This is a genomic window from Luteolibacter rhizosphaerae (assembly GCF_025950095.1).
Lineage (GTDB): Bacteria > Verrucomicrobiota > Verrucomicrobiia > Verrucomicrobiales > Akkermansiaceae > Haloferula > Haloferula rhizosphaerae.
Window position 1 is genome coordinate 146,644 of sequence record NZ_JAPDDR010000010.1, and the last position, 14,653, is coordinate 161,296.

Annotated in this window: 15 protein-coding genes; 8 read left to right on the top strand and 7 right to left on the bottom strand. The window is 62.1% G+C overall.

The genetic code is table 11. The annotated features are described in order from the left end of the window. Positions 1–245: 245 nt before the first annotated feature. Positions 246–1,403 carry a hypothetical protein gene (locus OJ996_RS19040; RefSeq protein ID WP_264515246.1) on the top strand — a complete coding sequence of 386 codons (1,158 nt, stop codon included), beginning with the start codon at positions 246–248 and terminating at the stop codon, positions 1,401–1,403. 57 nt (positions 1,404–1,460) lie between these two features. Continuing rightward, positions 1,461–2,594: a molybdopterin-synthase adenylyltransferase MoeB gene (gene moeB, locus OJ996_RS19045; protein ID WP_264515247.1), complete on the top strand. Its 1,134-nt coding sequence runs from the start codon at positions 1,461–1,463 to the stop codon at positions 2,592–2,594. On the opposite strand, the gene OJ996_RS19050 is transcribed toward moeB, so the two are convergent. After that, positions 2,548–3,777, bottom strand: a complete 1,230-nt coding sequence (locus OJ996_RS19050) for an FtsW/RodA/SpoVE family cell cycle protein (protein WP_264515248.1) — start codon at positions 3,775–3,777, stop codon at positions 2,548–2,550. The two genes, moeB and OJ996_RS19050, sit on opposite strands and share 47 nt — an antisense overlap. Before the next feature lie 94 nt (positions 3,778–3,871). Between OJ996_RS19050 and OJ996_RS19055 the strand changes: the two genes are divergently transcribed. From OJ996_RS19055 to prfA, 3 genes are all read left to right on the top strand, one after another. Next, positions 3,872–4,372, top strand: a complete 501-nt coding sequence (locus tag OJ996_RS19055) for a hypothetical protein (protein ID WP_264515249.1) — start codon at positions 3,872–3,874, stop codon at positions 4,370–4,372. A gap of 126 nt (positions 4,373–4,498) precedes the next feature. Beyond that, the gene (rpsP, locus tag OJ996_RS19060) at positions 4,499–4,747 is read left to right on the top strand and encodes a 30S ribosomal protein S16 (RefSeq protein ID WP_264515250.1); all 249 of its coding nucleotides are present in this window, start codon (positions 4,499–4,501) and stop codon (positions 4,745–4,747) included. 89 nt (positions 4,748–4,836) lie between these two features. Further along, positions 4,837–5,913 carry a peptide chain release factor 1 gene (gene prfA, locus OJ996_RS19065; RefSeq protein ID WP_264515251.1) on the top strand — a complete coding sequence of 359 codons (1,077 nt, stop codon included), beginning with the start codon at positions 4,837–4,839 and terminating at the stop codon, positions 5,911–5,913. Between the two features lie 68 nt (positions 5,914–5,981). On the opposite strand, the gene OJ996_RS19070 is transcribed toward prfA, so the two are convergent. The 5 genes from OJ996_RS19070 to OJ996_RS19090 form a co-directional block, all read right to left on the bottom strand. Beyond that, positions 5,982–8,312 carry a hypothetical protein gene (locus OJ996_RS19070; protein WP_264515252.1) on the bottom strand — a complete coding sequence of 777 codons (2,331 nt, stop codon included), beginning with the start codon at positions 8,310–8,312 and terminating at the stop codon, positions 5,982–5,984. Between the two features lie 430 nt (positions 8,313–8,742). Further along, on the bottom strand, positions 8,743–9,525 hold the full coding sequence (gene folE2 / locus OJ996_RS19075) for a GTP cyclohydrolase FolE2 (RefSeq protein WP_264515253.1): 783 nt from the start codon (positions 9,523–9,525) through the stop codon (positions 8,743–8,745). A 79-nt stretch (positions 9,526–9,604) separates the two neighbouring features. Continuing rightward, positions 9,605–9,847: a 30S ribosomal protein S18 gene (rpsR, locus tag OJ996_RS19080; protein ID WP_319800703.1), complete on the bottom strand. Its 243-nt coding sequence runs from the start codon at positions 9,845–9,847 to the stop codon at positions 9,605–9,607. Positions 9,848–9,850: 3 nt separating this feature from the next. After that, positions 9,851–10,024, bottom strand: coding sequence for a 50S ribosomal protein L33 (gene rpmG, locus OJ996_RS19085; protein ID WP_264489423.1), 174 nt, complete (start codon positions 10,022–10,024; stop codon positions 9,851–9,853). A 29-nt stretch (positions 10,025–10,053) separates the two neighbouring features. After that, the gene (locus OJ996_RS19090) at positions 10,054–10,683 is read right to left on the bottom strand and encodes a TraR/DksA family transcriptional regulator (protein ID WP_264515254.1); all 630 of its coding nucleotides are present in this window, start codon (positions 10,681–10,683) and stop codon (positions 10,054–10,056) included. Positions 10,684–10,916: 233 nt separating this feature from the next. Here OJ996_RS19090 and scpB point away from each other — a divergent pair, with 233 nt between their 5' ends. The 3 genes from scpB to OJ996_RS19105 all read left to right on the top strand — a co-directional run bounded on the left by scpB (position 10,917) and on the right by OJ996_RS19105 (position 13,148). Beyond that, complete coding sequence (gene scpB, locus OJ996_RS19095; RefSeq protein WP_264515255.1) at positions 10,917–11,618, top strand: SMC-Scp complex subunit ScpB; 702 nt, start codon at positions 10,917–10,919, stop codon at positions 11,616–11,618. Between the two features lie 93 nt (positions 11,619–11,711). Then, on the top strand, positions 11,712–12,782 hold the full coding sequence (pheA, locus tag OJ996_RS19100) for a prephenate dehydratase (RefSeq protein WP_264515256.1): 1,071 nt from the start codon (positions 11,712–11,714) through the stop codon (positions 12,780–12,782). 30 nt (positions 12,783–12,812) lie between these two features. Beyond that, positions 12,813–13,148 (top strand): Imm53 family immunity protein, encoded by a 336-nt coding sequence (locus OJ996_RS19105; protein ID WP_264515257.1) that lies wholly within the window; start codon positions 12,813–12,815, stop codon positions 13,146–13,148. 217 nt (positions 13,149–13,365) lie between these two features. Here the strand turns inward: OJ996_RS19105 and hisD are convergent, their stop codons facing one another. Further along, positions 13,366–14,649 (bottom strand): histidinol dehydrogenase, encoded by a 1,284-nt coding sequence (hisD, locus tag OJ996_RS19110; RefSeq protein ID WP_264515258.1) that lies wholly within the window; start codon positions 14,647–14,649, stop codon positions 13,366–13,368. Between the last annotated feature and the right edge of the window lie 4 nt (positions 14,650–14,653).

A 14,653-nucleotide genomic window follows, 5' to 3' on the forward strand; every position in this document is an offset into this window, starting at 1 on the left:
CGGCACCACCACCCTTTCTGGTCGGGGACATTATCGCGTATCCGGCCATTGTCCATGGCGCCCATCCGATACTCAAATGGACGACCGAATTCCCCGAGAATACGACCTCCACCGACTACGTTTTCTTCATCCGTCAGAAACAGTTGCAGGACGGATTTGAATGGGACATGCAGGTGCAAAGCCGAGGACAGCAATTGGCTGCCTTTCCCACGGCTGATACCGGCAGCACGTTTGAATTGCGGGCTATGAGGGCGGCATCACCGCATGACGAATACTTGTTGGGTATCACCACCATCGGGACCTATCTGCCAGCCGCCGCGGTGACTATCTACACAGAGGACCCCTATCCCTCGATACCGAGAACCCGCGCGGACCGGCCGATTGAGGTGCAAGTGAATATCCACAACATCCTTCCCTACCCGGGATATCCCGAAAGCTCCAAGGTCGCAATACTTCACCGGCACGTCCAATCCTATGGCACCACTGGCACGGGACATCCGCTCGATCGCAACTCGGCCACCCTCATCTCCCAAAGCGAGTTCACGGCAAACGGCAACTTCGTCGTGCCCATTCCATTGAACGCAATCCCGGGCACGAACCGCACAAAGGTGCGCGGCGAGGAACGCTTCACCGTCCTTTCCAAGCCGGGCGATCAAACGCCCGGCTACATTCTCGATTCTCAGCTCGTCCAAGTATGGCCCGTGGCAGATGCCACCATCAGCGGCATCTCCCAAGGACATCTCATCGGCGCAAGCGTCCCGCAGCTTACTCTCCAACTGAACGACCTCTATCCCAGCTCCACCACTTGGGCTCAAGTCTACAAAGGCACGTCGCAGAACGGCATCACCGGCACCACGATCCCCGGCTCCAGCGTCGTGCTTAACGGGTCCGTCCCGGCCAATCGCACCATCACCATTGCGGACTATGGCTCGGTCTTCGATGCCGATGGCCTGTGGACGATGGAGTTGCTCACGAAGACTCCATTCGGCACGGATCGCCTGGCACAGGTGAGCTTTACCGTGCAGCGCAGCGGCATATCGCTCGAAGGATGGCGGCAAGCGCTCTTCGGCAGCGCCGCGAACAGCGGCGAGGGCGCAGATGAAAATGACTACGAGAAGGACGGTATCGCCAACATCCTCGAGTTCGCCTTCGGGCTGGATCCGAAGCAGAATAGCCTTGGCAAGTTGCCGGTGGCAGCACGCGTCGGCGATCAGTTCACAATCCGGTTCACTCCGCCCGCGGGCCTCACCGGCATCCTCTACGGCGCGGAGTGGAGCAGTTCGCTGCAGCCGGACAGTTGGGTTCCCTTGGTGAACACGGGGGAAGCGCCCGAACATGTTTTCAGCGTTCCAGTAAGCGGCAGGTCTCAGCTCTTCCTGAGGCTCAAGGTGACGACACCCTAGCCTCCCGTCATTCCAATCAGTTGCCATTGGCGTGCGGCCCGCTAGGTTGCCGCCGCGATGCCCGAGCTGCCGACGCTTTCCACCGACGAAGTCCGCCGCTACGCCCGCCATCTTTCGGTGCCGGGAGTAGGAGAGGAGGGCCAGCGCAGGCTGAAGGGCTCTTCCGTGCTGATGATTGGCACCGGCGGGCTTGGCTCGCCCGCCGCCCTCTACCTCGCGGCGGCGGGGATCGGTCGCATCGGCCTGATCGATCCGGACACGGTGGACCGCTCGAATCTCCAGCGCCAGATCCTCCATGGCGAAAGCTGGGTCGGAAAGTCGAAGCTGGAGAGCGCCGCCGCCCGCCTGCGCGAGGTGAATCCGCATGTGGAGCTCGAGCTTCACTCCGTCCGCTTCACCCCAGAGAACGCGATGGATCTGGTTTCTCGCTACGATGTGGTGCTGGACGGCTGCGACAACTTCCCCACCCGCTTCCTTTCCAACGACGCCTGCTTCTTGCTGAAGAAGCCCTGCGTCTACGGCTCGATTTTCCGCTTCGACGGCCAGGTCACGGTCTTCGCCCCGCATCTGGGCGGTCCCTGCTACCGCTGCATGCTGCCTTCCCTGCCCGCCCCGGGCTCGGCACCATCCTGTGAGGAAGCCGGGGTGCTCGGGGTCCTACCAGGGGTGATCGGCTCGCTTCAGGCGATGGAGACGATCAAGCTCCTGCTAGGCATTGGCGAACCTCCGCTGGGCAAACTCCTCTGCTACGATGCGCTGAGCACCAGCTTCCGCAGCCTGCGCCTGCGCCGCGATCCGGCCTGCCGCCTCTGCGGCGATGCCCCCACCATTCACTCTGTAAGCAACCACGAAACCATGGCCAATCCCTCCTGCGAAGTCCCCGGCAACGAAATCCCCGCGATCGATGTCGCCGAACTCTCCGCCCGCATCAATGCCGGTGAGGATCTCTTCATCATCGATGTCCGCCAACCCGAGGAAGAGGTGGAAGGCACCATCCCCGGCGCGATCCTGATCCCCCTCGCCACACTGCCCGAGCGCCTGAGCGAGCTACCCGTCGATCGCGAGCTTCTGATTCACTGCCGCTCCGGCGGTCGCTCCGGCCGGGCGGTGCAATTCCTCCACGAGTCCGGATTCCCGCAGGCCGTCAATGTGGCTGGTGGGATAAACGCGTGGAACGCACTGAAGGCTTAGGCTGCGCCTTTTCCGCCTTCTCATCCTCGATCACGCGCATGGCGTCGCGGTGGACCCAGACACTCTGGACCAGCCCGAGCAGGAACATGCAGATCACCACGAAGGTGCCCGAGTAGCTGATCATCGGCAGCGGAATGCCGGTGATCGGCATGAGGAGCACGCACATCCCGATGTTCTCGAAAATGTGCGCGAAGAAAATGGCCACGGTTCCCCCCACGATAAGCCGCCCCATCGGGTCGCGGGCATAGGCCCCGATGAAAAGGCAGAGCACTAATAGCAGGGCGAAGGAGGTGAGAAGCAACAGGCTGCCCCGGAAGCCCTGCTCCTCCGCGATGACGGCGAAGATGTAGTCGTTGTGCGCGGTTTCTTTGGGAATGAAGCCCTTCGCGTGAAGGGACATTCGGTTCTCGTCGGCATTCCAACCGGCCCCGAGCCAGCCGGCCTTGCCCACGGCGACGGACACGCGGTGAGCGGCGTAACCCTCGTCGAGGATGTCCACTTCCTTGCCATTCGCCATGCGCCAGTAGGTTTCCAAGCGCTGCGGACCACGGTCGGAGACCTCGGGGAGGATCACGTAAAAGGCGATCGGCAGGATCGCCGTAGCCATGAGTGAGAGAAAACAAAGGTAGCGGAAGGGTATCCCCGCTACGAGGAGAAGCACCGCCGCGAGGGGTATCCAGACGATCGCGGAGCCCATATCCCCCTTCGCCATCACAACGAGGAAAGAGACACCGGAGATCACCCCGACGATCGCGACCTTCAGAAAGGGCTCATCCAGCAGCCAGCCGACCTTTGGGATCAGACGCCCGAGTCGCGGGAGATCCTGCAGGAGACAGCCGATCAGCAAGATACCTCCCGCGAGAACGATCTGGGCGGGCTGGAAGGCGAAACTGCCGATTTCCACCTGACCGACCCCCGAGGAGATGGCCATGAGGCCTAAGCCCGCGCCCCAGATCGGCAGGCCGAGCCAGCGGTACCAACGGTAGTCGATCAGCGCCGCAATGAAGTAAACCGCCGAGCCTACGAGGATCCACATCTTCTGCCGCTCCGCGAACCATGCCCCGCCATTCGGCAGATGCCGTGCGGCGCTCTCGATCGAAAAGACCCCGAACACCAGCAACCCGTACATGGTGAGGATCAGCGGCCAGTTCAAGCCGAGCAGTTTCCGGAAAAGCGGGGTCATCGGGCGAACGCGAGCATAGTGATCGCCGCACTCATGACAAGCAGCCCCGCATGCTTCTTGCGAATCGCATCAATCTCCCCGATGCTGCGCCACGATGCGCCGCCTGCTTGTTCCCATTGTCGTCCTTCTCGTGCTCCTCGGTGCCTTCGGCTGGTGGTGGACCCGTCCGGAGCGGGTGATCGCCCGCCGCGTGAGCGGTCTGTTTGAAGCCGTGAACGTGCCGGCGGATTCCGGCAATATCACCCGCAGCACCCGCGGCAGCGCCCTCGAACCCTTCTTGGCGGACACCATCACCTTCGAAGGACCGAAAGGGCCAACGGACGAGGTCGAGGGCCCGCAGCGGCGGGAGGACATCGTGACGATGTACACCGCGCTCTCGAAGTTCTGCAAAAGCGCCACCATTCAGGATATCGTCGTGGAATCGGTGGAAGTCACCGGAGATGAGGCACTCGTGAAAGCCACCGTGGATGCCGTGATCGAGCTTCAGAACGAGGAACGCCCGGTCGATGGGATCCAGCACCTCGACATGACTTGGCTGAAACAGGAGGGATCCTGGCGTCTATCCCGGGCAAAATGGAACGAAACCGGCCGCTAAACCCCGATTTGGACCCGATTTTCCTCAATTTATCCGGAGATTCTACTTGGCAAGCCGTGCGGGCTCATTCAGTTTCCCCGCCCTCCCGTCACCCGACGGGCAGTTTTTCCGAACGAATTCACGCACATGGCCGTCGCACTACGCCTTAACCGCCAGGGAACCAAGGACCGTCCCTACTACAAGATCGTTGCTGTCGACAGCCGCAAGCGCCGTGACGGCCGTTACATCGAGCAAGTCGGCACCTACGACCCGCTCAAGGAAGGTGTGAACTTCACCGTGGATCTTGAAAAGGCCGAGAAGTGGATCGGCGTTGGCGCTCAGGTTTCCGAGACCGTCAACAGCATCATCCGCAAGGCCCGCACGGCTGCGAAGTAGTTCGCGCCAGCACCCGGATTTTCAGGCCGCAGCTCCCGGAGCTGCGGCTTTTTCGTACCCTCGTCTCATCTTCCCTTTCCTTTCTTGCCGTGGACTACTCCTCCCTCATCGCCCAGCGCCGCCGCCGCATCGGCGAGATCGATGACATGATGGCGGATGCCTCCTTCTTCAACGACCCGAAGAAGGCCGGAGAAATCGTGCGCGAACACCGGAAGATCAAGAGCACGCTGGAAACCTGGGAACGGCTCGAATCCGCCAAGCGCCAGCTTGAAGAGAACGAAGAGCTGTCCAAGGGCGACGATGCCGACTTCGCCGAGATGGCGAAGGAGGAGATTCCCGGACTGCAAGCGGAGATCGCGAAGCTCTCCGAGGAGATCCAGTATGCCCTGCTCCCCGCCGATCCCAACGAGGACCGCGACGCGATCGTGGAAATTCGTGCGGGTGCTGGCGGTGACGAGGCCTCGCTCTTCGCCGCCGAGCTCCTCCGGCTCTACCAGCGCTACGCGGAAGGCCGCGGTTGGAAAACCGAGCACCTCTCCAGCAGCCCGTCCGAAGTGGGTGGATTCAAGGAAGTTTTCCTGCGCGTCACGGGCGATGAGGTCTTCCGCACCCTGAAGTATGAGTCGGGAGTTCACCGCGTGCAGCGGGTCCCGGCCACCGAGACCCAGGGGCGGATTCATACCTCCACCGTGACCGTGGCCGTGATGCCCGAGGCGGAGGAAGTGGACGTGGAACTGAAGCCGGATGACCTCCGGATCGAAGTCTGCCGCGCGGGCGGTGCCGGCGGCCAGCACGTGAACCGGACCGAGTCCGCCGTGCAGGTCTTCCACCTTCCTACAGGCCTCTACGTGCGCTGTGAAGACGGCCGCTCGCAGGGCCAGAACAAGGAGCGGGCCCTGCAGATCATGCGCACCCGTCTCTACGAGATGAAGCTGCGCGAGGAGCAGGAGAAGCACAGCGCCCACCGCCGCGCCCAGATCGGCTCCGGGGACCGCTCGGAGAAGATCCGCACCTACAACTTCCCGCAGAGCCGGATCACCGATCACCGCATCGGCTTCACCTCCCACAATCTCTCCGGTGTGATGGCCGGGGACCTCAGCGAGCTCACCGGGGAGCTACAGAAGGCGGAGATGGCCGAGAAGCTGAGCGAGGCGGGCGTCCGCTGAATCGCAGAACGGCGCGACATGGAACACCCACGCCGCGCCGCCCCTCATATCAAGCTGTCTCCGGGACCTCAGTCCTCGATGCGGTAGAACTCCTTCGCTTCAGAGGCCTCGGAAGCGGGAATGACCGCTTGGCCGGTGCCACTGGCGTTGGTCGTGATCGACAATGGAGTCGTCAGCGGCACAAAGGACGTGGAGAGGTTCGATGACTTGGTGACGCGGTAGGCCGTGCTTGCAGCACCGCTGAACTGGATCGTCACGCTGCCGGACGGGTCGCGGCTCACGCTCAGGATCTTCAGGGGAGAACCCGCGGGCACCGACACCTCATTGGTCAGGCCGTAGAGGTGCGGGCCTCCGCTGTCCGGGAGCACAGCGGGATGATTCGCTGCCGTGATGAGGAGAGTGGTACCCTGCGCCACGTAGCTGTAGCTCACATAGTAGGCCGTGTCGGGGTTGCCATTGTCGAAGACCACCTCCGGACGATCATACAAGAGCGCTCCGAAGGGAGTCTTGACGTCGCTGCCGTTGGTGAAGGTGAGGTCGATCGGGCGGAGCGTGTTGTTGGCGAATTTCCGGAGGTAGAGCTTCACCACATAGCTCTGGCCCGGGGTCAGGCCGCTCAGCTCGTAGGTGTGAATCGCACCGCTACTAGGAGCACCGTAGGTGAAGGTGTTATACAAGCCCTGGAGACCGGCACCGGTTACGCCGCCATTGGCAGCCACCCAGTTTCCGAGATTGGGCGTGGTCGCCGCGAGCTTTCCGCCGTTCACCGTCCACGCGAAGTTCGCGGGCGTGGAAGTCGGGGTAAGGACATCGAAGACCACGTCATTGATCGTGGTGGCTGCGCCTCCGCTGATCTTGTGGGTATAGGTCTTGCCGGTGCTGATACCGCTGCTGGCATCATCCGTCACGGGGACCAAGGCGAAGCCTGCGAGCAGGGCCGGACGGGAACTGTTGACCAGCGGATCACTGCCGCGCTCAAGCTCGAAGCCATCGCGCGATCCGTCGCCATCGCTATCGGCTTCCACGGGATTCGTCCCGAGGGGATATTCCGCGCTGTCCGAGATTCCGTCGCTGTCGCTATCGGCCAAGCGTGGGTTGGTGACCAAGAATCCTTCGGCTGGATTCTCTTCATCCTCGTCATTGATCCCATCTCCGTCGCTATCGAGGGTGAAGGGCGAGAGGCCCGGATTGGTCACCCACGTCTCATACTCGAAGAGATCAGGAATTCCGTCACCATCGTAGTCGCCGGTGCCGGGGCCCGGACCAGGGCCGGACTCGAGGCCCGTCAGGTTGGCGAGGCTGGTGTTACCGGGGAAGCTGAGTTCCCAATCGTCCGGCAGCATGTCCATGTCGTCGTCCTTGATCGGGACCACCGTGAAGACCTGCTCGGCGCTTTGGTTGGACTCGGTGCCGGTGCCGCGCACTCGGACCGAGTAGACCTTGCCCGCTTCACCCAGCTTGAAGTCGTAAGAGCCCGTCACCAGCTGGCCTGCGGAGTTGATCGCGAACTTGCTGTTATCGGTGTCCCCCTCGCCCGTCACCAGCTGATAGGTGGCATCCTCGAAACCGTTTTCGTTCAGGATGGTTTCCGCATCGAAAACCCCGGCCAAGGTCCCAGCCTCCGAACCGGAGCGGAAATCTTCCGACACCATGTTGATGGAGAAAAGCGTGGCTGTGGAGAACTTGAGGTCGTCGAAGTAGGTGTCGCTGCCGCGATTTTCCAGCTCCATGTAAAGCTCCCCGGCGTTCCCGTTCCAAGTGAACTGGTCGTAGCCGATGACCTGACCGGCCACCGTGGTCTTCACCGTGACCGGACTACCATCCGCGAAGGAGGTGAAGATGTACTCCAGCTTCACGTGGCGGGAGAGAGCCGAGGATCCGATCACCGCGCTTCCGACCTGCGTGCCATTCTTGTGGCGGGTGTAGGTGCCATCCTTCCCGATCTTGAGGCCGTAGTCCGTCTCCGCATCGGTGGTGCGGACAAGAGGCTCGCCGCCGCTGGCACCCTTCATCCCGATCGCGAAGCCGATCCAATCCGTGGCATTCGTATTGAAGGTGTAGCGGATGTCGAACTCCACGCAGAGACCGCCCGCACTGAGGATTTGCGAGGCCGAGGGCAGCGCCGCCCAGTTGCACCAGTTGGTGGTATCGGTCTGGAAGCGCACTCGGCCTCCGCTCCCCCACATGTAAAGCTGGTCGCCGATGCTGACCTGCTGTCGCTGGGAAGAACGAACTAAGAGGTGGGGCTCCGTTCCGGAACGCCGTCCATCAAGCGGAGCCGAATCCAAGGCAAGTTGCCCTTGGCCGGTGTTGAAATTATCCCAGAAGATCAAGGTTTCGGCCGAAGCCGGAAGCAGGGCTGATGCCGCGAGAAGCGGGACGAGAATGGGTCGGGTCATGGTATTTTTTCGGACAATCATGGTATCGGACGCTCCCTTGACGGGAGGCTTCGTTGGCCGTGAAGCACGGGTGTTTGGATAGGTTTGGTCATCCCCTATCGCTCTGGAGCGAGGACCCGCCGCAGGAGCAGCACGCGTGCGCAAAAGGCTCAAAAAGGGACATTTTCCCCCACCCTATGTAATCATATAGGGAACCTCAGACCCAAAAAGTGACTTAAGCAGCCAACTCGGAATCTGTATACAGGAAACGCTTCTTGCAGAGAATGAAGCACTTGGAACGACGACCACCCGTAAAACCAAAGTCCAAGGATATCCGGAGTCCCGATAAAGACCACTCACCCCCATGTCGGGCTCCTCCCCTATACGCGAGCAGGCTATCCGACCGGAGATCGGATAGCCCGCTATGAGATCATGCGTCCGGAGGTGTTCCTTACCTCGGCTTCTCGATCACCGCATACGCATTGTGATTGTGGATCGACTCGAAGTTCTCCGCCTCGACCTTATACCACACGATGTCCTCGTGCGCATTCGAGCGCGAGGCGACGTTGCGCACCAGATCCTCCACGAAGACCGGGTTGTCGTAGGCGCGCTCGGTCACCGCCTTCTCGTCCGGCCGCTTGAGCAGACTGTAGAGCTCGCAGCTCGCGGAGCGCTCGACAAGTTGGACGAGGTCCTCGATCCACACCGGCTCCTTACAGCGCACGGAGTAGGTCACCACGCCGCGCTGGTTGTGGGCACCTCGATCACTGATTTCCTTTGAGCAGGGGCAGAGCGTGGCCACCGGGACCATCACCGTCACCACGAAGTCCAGCGGACCATCCTTCTCCGCCTCCACCTCGAAGCGGACTTCATAGTCCATCAGGCCGGCGCGACCGGTCACGGGCGCGGGCTTGGAGCGGAAAAAGGGAAACTGGAACTCCACGTGTGCCTTCCGCGCATCGAGGCGCTTCAGCAGCTCGCGTGGCAGGCCCGCCATCGAGCGCACGTCCAGGCAGTTACCGTGGGAGTTCAGCACCTCCACGAAGCGGCTCATGTGAGTGCCCTTGTAGTGGTGCGGCAGATCTACCGCCAGTGCCACGGTAGCTACCGTACGCTGGGTGGAGCCACCCTTGTCGCTTACTTCCACCGGGAAGCGCAGGCCTTTCACGCCCACGCGATCGATCGCCAGGTTGCGGTCGTCCCGCTCGTTCTGGGTGTCCTTCAGTTCCTTCATCGCCGTCCTTGGAAACGACAGAAGCCCGCCCGGGATTCGGGCAGGCTTCCGGTAAAGCTTTCGTCTAAGCGTCCGATGCTCAGGGCATCAGGTTGACCGCACGGGAGCGCTTGATGGAGCGCGTGATCTTGCGGTGAAGCTTGGCAGACACGCCGGTCACGCGGCGGGGCAGGATCTTGCCGGTCTCCGAAGTGAACTTCGAGAGGAGATCGGGATTCTTGTAGTTCACGTCGTCCGCCGGGATATCGTGGCGGCGGGTGGTCATCTTGCGGTTCGCTTTGCGGAAGCGAATCCGGCGTTCGACGGTCTTAGGTTCGGACATGATTTAGCGGAGTTCGCGGTGGACGGTGCGGCGCTGAAGGGAAGGGTTGAATTTCACCTTCTCCAGACGGCCCGGCGTGCGCAGGCTCTTTTTGTTGCGCGTGGTCACGTAGCGCGAGGGCGGCTTGCCCTCCGCACGGGCTTCCGTGCACTCAAGGATAATAATTTCGCGTGGCATTTGCGGGAAGTTGGGGCGCGGAGCCTATTTCAGTCGTCGTCCTCGTCAAGAGAAACCGCTTCAGAATCTTCATCATCCTGATAATGACCGCCGGCGAAGCCGACTTCATTGGACGGGCGGAAGCGGCGGTTACCGTATTCCTTCTCCCACTGGGCCTGGCACTCGACGGTCAGGCGGGCGAAGGGAATGGCCTCAAGGCGGGCCTGAGGGATGGCCTTGCCGGACATTTCGCAGATGCCGTAAGCACCGCGGTCGATGCGGCGCAGGGCCTGCTCGATCTCGTAAAGGGCATCCTGCTCCTTGGCCAGCACGCTGAGGGCGAAGTCGCGGTCGTAGGCATCGCTACCCGCATCACCCTGGTGCATGCCGCTGCCGGAGGCCTCGCTGCCTTCCGGGGCATTGCGGATCTCGCCGGTCATCCCGGACATCGCATCCACCAGCTCGTCGCGCAGGTCCAGCAGGCGCTGCTTCTGCTTGAGAACGAATCCGCTCACCTTCACCGGACCGCTGCTGGCAGGCGCGACCACTGGCGCGGCATCCTCTTCAGCTTCAGGCTTGGCCTTCGCGGCGCTCGGCTTCTTGGCTTCGGCCTTGGGGGCTGCCTTCTTTTCGGCTTTGGCGGGTGCCGCCTTCTTCGCGGGTTGCTTCTTCTCGGCCATGATGGGAAATGCTGGGTCTGAAAATTTCGGAAAACCGGATTACCGGGGGACCGGGGAAATTCGGGCGCGGTCGATTAGCGCCTTCATGATACCTCTGCAAGTTGAAATTTCGTTCGGGAGCCTACTATCTTCAACTCCGGAATCCACGTAGCCCCGATTTCGGGGGGCGGGCACGACCGCTCTTTCGGCACGCTTGAAATGGCCGGTGGGTCGCCTAAGCTCCGCCGCCCGCCATGGAACTGCCGTCGATCGTAGAAGCCCTCCTGACCAGCTCGAACGAGCCCTTGCCCGCGGAGGAGATCGCGCGGCTGGTCCGTGCCCGCGTGGCGGAGGCCGAGGATTCCCGCGCCCGCAAGATCGAGGATGGCGAGACCCCGCCGGAGTTGCCGGAGTGGCTTGCAGCGCTTTCCGCGGTGTCTTCCGAGCAGATCATCGCTGCTATCGCGAAGCTGAATCACGACTACGAGACGAGCGGTCGGGCCTTCTCCCTGGTGGAACGCGCGAAAGGCTGGAAGCTCTTCACGCGCCCCTCCTACGGCGAGTTCGTCCGCCATCTCTTCCCGGGTCGCAAGCCGGAGCGCCTCAGCGGCCCGGCGATGGAGACGCTGGCAATCATCGCCTACCGCCAGCCGATCACCAAGGGCGCCATCGAGGCGGTCCGCGGCGTGGCCTGCGACGGCATGCTACAGAAGCTGCTGGACCGTGAGCTGGTCCGCATCGGCGGTCGTGCCGAGCTTCCGGGGCGTCCCCTGCTCTACGAGACCACCGAGCTCTTCTATGAGCACTTCGGTATCCGTAGCATCGACGACCTGCCGAACTCGACCGAGCTCCGCCGGGTGAAGCTGCCGGAAGCGCCCGCAGAGTCCACCGCTGCCGCTGAATCCCAGCTCGCCCTCAGCGCGACCGACTCGAAGCCGGAGGAAAATGCCGAATGACAAGTTTCCGAATGACGAAACCGCTCTAACAGCCCTTCCTTTCCCCGACAAACTTCATTCGACATTCAGGCACCCTGAATTCGTCATTCGCACATGAATCTCGACGACATCCGCAAAGGCATCGACGAAATCGACGGCAAGCTTCTCGACCTGCTCTCCGACCGCGCCGAACTGGTCCATCAGGTCGGCCTCGTGAAGAAGCGCGACGGGCTGCAAATCTATGCTCCCGAGCGTGAAGAATCGCTGCTGCGCCGCTTGATCGAACGCAACAAGGGCCGCCTGCCGGAGAAGTCGATTCGCGCGATCTACCGCGAAATCATGTCCGCGGCGCTGGCGCTGGAGGATGACCTGAAGATCGCTTACTTGGGACCCGAGGCTTCTTGGACCCACCAGGCCGCGATCAAGAAGTTCGGCCACTCGGTCGAATACACGCCGCTCCACAACTTCGCCGAGGTCTTCGACCAAGTCGCCCGCCGCCGTGCCGACTATGGCGTGGTGCCGATCGAGAACTCCACCGAAGGCGCGGTCTCGCACACACTGGATCTCTTCGTCGATTCACCCCTGCAGATCTGCGCGCAAATTCTCCTGCGGATCGAGAACTGCCTCGCCGCTTCCATCCCGCGCGAGCAGATCAAGACGCTTTACTCCCACCCGCAGGCGCTCGCGCAGTGCCGAGGCTGGATCTTGAAGAACTTCCCGGAGGCCCATCTCATCGAGGTTTCTTCCACTACCCGTGCTGCCCAGCTCGCCACGGAGAAGGCAGAAGAAGGCGCCGCCGCCATCTGTAGCCCGCTGGGTGCCGAGATGCACGGTCTCGCGGTGCTGGAGGAATCCATCCAAGATCGCGCGACCAATACCACCCGCTTCCTCGTGATCGGCGAGAAGACCTGTCCGGTCACCGGCAAGGACCGCACGTCACTGCTTTTCGCGATCCACGATCGTCCGGGCTCGCTGGTCCGCGCGCTTCAGGCCTTCGATCAATTCCACATCAACATGTCGAAGATCGAGTCCCGCCCCTCCAAGCGGAAGGACTGGGAATACATCTTTTACGTGGACCTGTCTGGACATTGCGATGACCCCGAGGTCCGCAACGGCATCGAGGAACTGGAGAAGCACTGCTCGATGGTGAAGCTGCTGGGGTCTTATCCGGATGTGGGGGAGTAGAAGCGCTCGGGAAGCTCAGCCCTAGATCGCATGCATCGCAGACCACCGGAGACCAACTGGCTTGTTGATTTCTCGAAGCTAGTCGGGTGGTATAAAAGCCACTGCGACCGAGTCCGGGAGCATGAAAAAGGAATTCGGCTCGAAACCCTCGACAATCCGGGCTGGATTCTGAAGATCAATTTGGTCGGCACGAATCTCGAGGGATGCGCCATGGCTGAAGTTGCAGAAGGACTCGATGACGGAGATCACCTGCCTTGGATTCATTGCTACATTCGAGAGAATGAGTTCGTGGGTGCCTGCGATCCGGATCAAGTAGCGCGACTCTTCGCGGTTTTCGAGGACTTCAGGACAGCTTCGCTCTCTTAGCCGATGCTGGCGAATGCCTCACCTCTTCATGGTGAACGTCAGGCATCGGCAAGGAGACAGGTTATCGCCTCGCAAGGCGGAGGTGAATCGCTTGAGCTCGAGAGCAGCGGCAGAGACTACTGAAGCGCGGGTGGTGAGGCGCACACCGGCCCGCGGCAAGGAGTCCGCGGTTGAGACGGCATTAACAATCGCTTCATCCGCACACGGCGTGTGCGGACTACTTCCCCACCCGGATCGCCGTGGACCGTCCGTGGGCATCCAGCCCCTCGATCCGCGCAAACTCCTGCACGACCTCCAGCGACTTCCGCACCGCCTTCTTGTCGAGCTTCACAATGCTGGTGCGGCGCTGGAATTGATCCGCGCGCAGGCCGGAGAAGGAACGGCCGCTGCCACCGGTCGGCAGCGTGTGGCTCGGACCAGCGAGGAAATCTCCCACCGCGACCGGAGAGTCATTGCCCAGATAGATGGCGCCCGCGGTGCGGATCTGCGGCAGCCACTTCTTCTCGTCCGCGCAGATGAGCGAGACGTGCTCGGAGGCGAAGTCGTTTGAGATCGCCACGGCTTCCGCCATGTTGCGCACGTGCAGGATAAAGGTCCCCTGCTTTAGTACCTGTCGGATGTAGTTGCCGCGGGCCAGCGTGAGGAGCTGCTTGTCCATCGCCTTCACCACCTTGCCGATGAGCGCCTTCGAGTCGGTGACGAAACCGATCACGCTATCACCGCCGTGCTCCGCTTGGGCGAGCAGGTCCGCCGCGATGTAGTCGGGATTACCGGTCTTGTCCGCGATGATCAGCACCTCGCTCGGTCCCGGCAGAAGGTCGATCGACACCGCCCCGAAAAGCTGGCGCTTGGCCTCGACCACGAAACGGTTCCCGGGCCCGAAAAGCCGGTCCACCGGACGCACCGTCTTGGTGCCAAGCGAAAGCGCGGCGATCGCCTGTGCGCCGCCGATCTTGAGAATCTCCGTCACTCCCGCCGCCTTCAGCGCATAGAGCAGCTCGGTATTCACCTTGCCATCCGGTCCACAGGGCGTCGCCGCGATGATCTCCGGCACACCGGCCGCCTTGGCGAAGCCGGCGGTCATGAGCGCGGTCGAGACCAGCGGCGCCTTGCCACCGGGGACATAGATGCCCACGCGGTCGAAGGGCTGGAAGCGCTCCCCCACCCTCGCCCCTTCGGCATTCACCATCGACCAATCCTTGCGCAGGCCACCCTTCGCAAAGGCCGTGATGTTCTTGAGGCTCGCCGCCACCGCCTTGCGTGTGGAGGCGGCCACCTTCACCGCTGCCAGTTCCTCCGGCGTGACGAAGAGCTGCTTCTCCTTCAGCTCCACATTGTCAAAGCGCTTGGCATAAGCCACCAGCGCCTTGTCTCCCTGAGCCGCCACGGCGGCGATGATCTCGGCTACCAGATCGCGTACGTCATGTGTCGGCAGCGCGCGGCGGTTCAGGCGCTTGACGAAGGAGGCGTAGTCGGTGTCGCGGTATCCGAGGATCTTCATGGGA

What these genes read in the sequence shown, in the direction of transcription:
- moeB (WP_264515247.1), top strand. Translation starts at nt 1,461, where the DNA reads ATGCCCGAGCTGCCGACGCTTTCCACCGACGAAGTCCGCCGCTACGCC.
- OJ996_RS19055 (WP_264515249.1), top strand. Translation starts at nt 3,872, where the DNA reads ATGCGCCGCCTGCTTGTTCCCATTGTCGTCCTTCTCGTGCTCCTCGGT.
- OJ996_RS19070 (WP_264515252.1), bottom strand. Translation starts at nt 8,312, where the DNA reads ATGACCCGACCCATTCTCGTCCCGCTTCTCGCGGCATCAGCCCTGCTT.
- OJ996_RS19090 (WP_264515254.1), bottom strand. Translation starts at nt 10,683, where the DNA reads ATGGCCGAGAAGAAGCAACCCGCGAAGAAGGCGGCACCCGCCAAAGCC.
- OJ996_RS19050 (WP_264515248.1), bottom strand. Translation starts at nt 3,777, where the DNA reads ATGACCCCGCTTTTCCGGAAACTGCTCGGCTTGAACTGGCCGCTGATC.
- scpB (WP_264515255.1), top strand. Translation starts at nt 10,917, where the DNA reads ATGGAACTGCCGTCGATCGTAGAAGCCCTCCTGACCAGCTCGAACGAG.
- rpsR (WP_319800703.1), bottom strand. Translation starts at nt 9,847, where the DNA reads ATGTCCGAACCTAAGACCGTCGAACGCCGGATTCGCTTCCGCAAAGCG.
- pheA (WP_264515256.1), top strand. Translation starts at nt 11,712, where the DNA reads ATGAATCTCGACGACATCCGCAAAGGCATCGACGAAATCGACGGCAAG.
- OJ996_RS19105 (WP_264515257.1), top strand. Translation starts at nt 12,813, where the DNA reads ATGCATCGCAGACCACCGGAGACCAACTGGCTTGTTGATTTCTCGAAG.
- rpmG (WP_264489423.1), bottom strand. Translation starts at nt 10,024, where the DNA reads ATGCCACGCGAAATTATTATCCTTGAGTGCACGGAAGCCCGTGCGGAG.
- folE2 (WP_264515253.1), bottom strand. Translation starts at nt 9,525, where the DNA reads ATGAAGGAACTGAAGGACACCCAGAACGAGCGGGACGACCGCAACCTG.
- rpsP (WP_264515250.1), top strand. Translation starts at nt 4,499, where the DNA reads ATGGCCGTCGCACTACGCCTTAACCGCCAGGGAACCAAGGACCGTCCC.
- hisD (WP_264515258.1), bottom strand. Translation starts at nt 14,649, where the DNA reads ATGAAGATCCTCGGATACCGCGACACCGACTACGCCTCCTTCGTCAAG.
- OJ996_RS19040 (WP_264515246.1), top strand. Translation starts at nt 246, where the DNA reads ATGAGGGCGGCATCACCGCATGACGAATACTTGTTGGGTATCACCACC.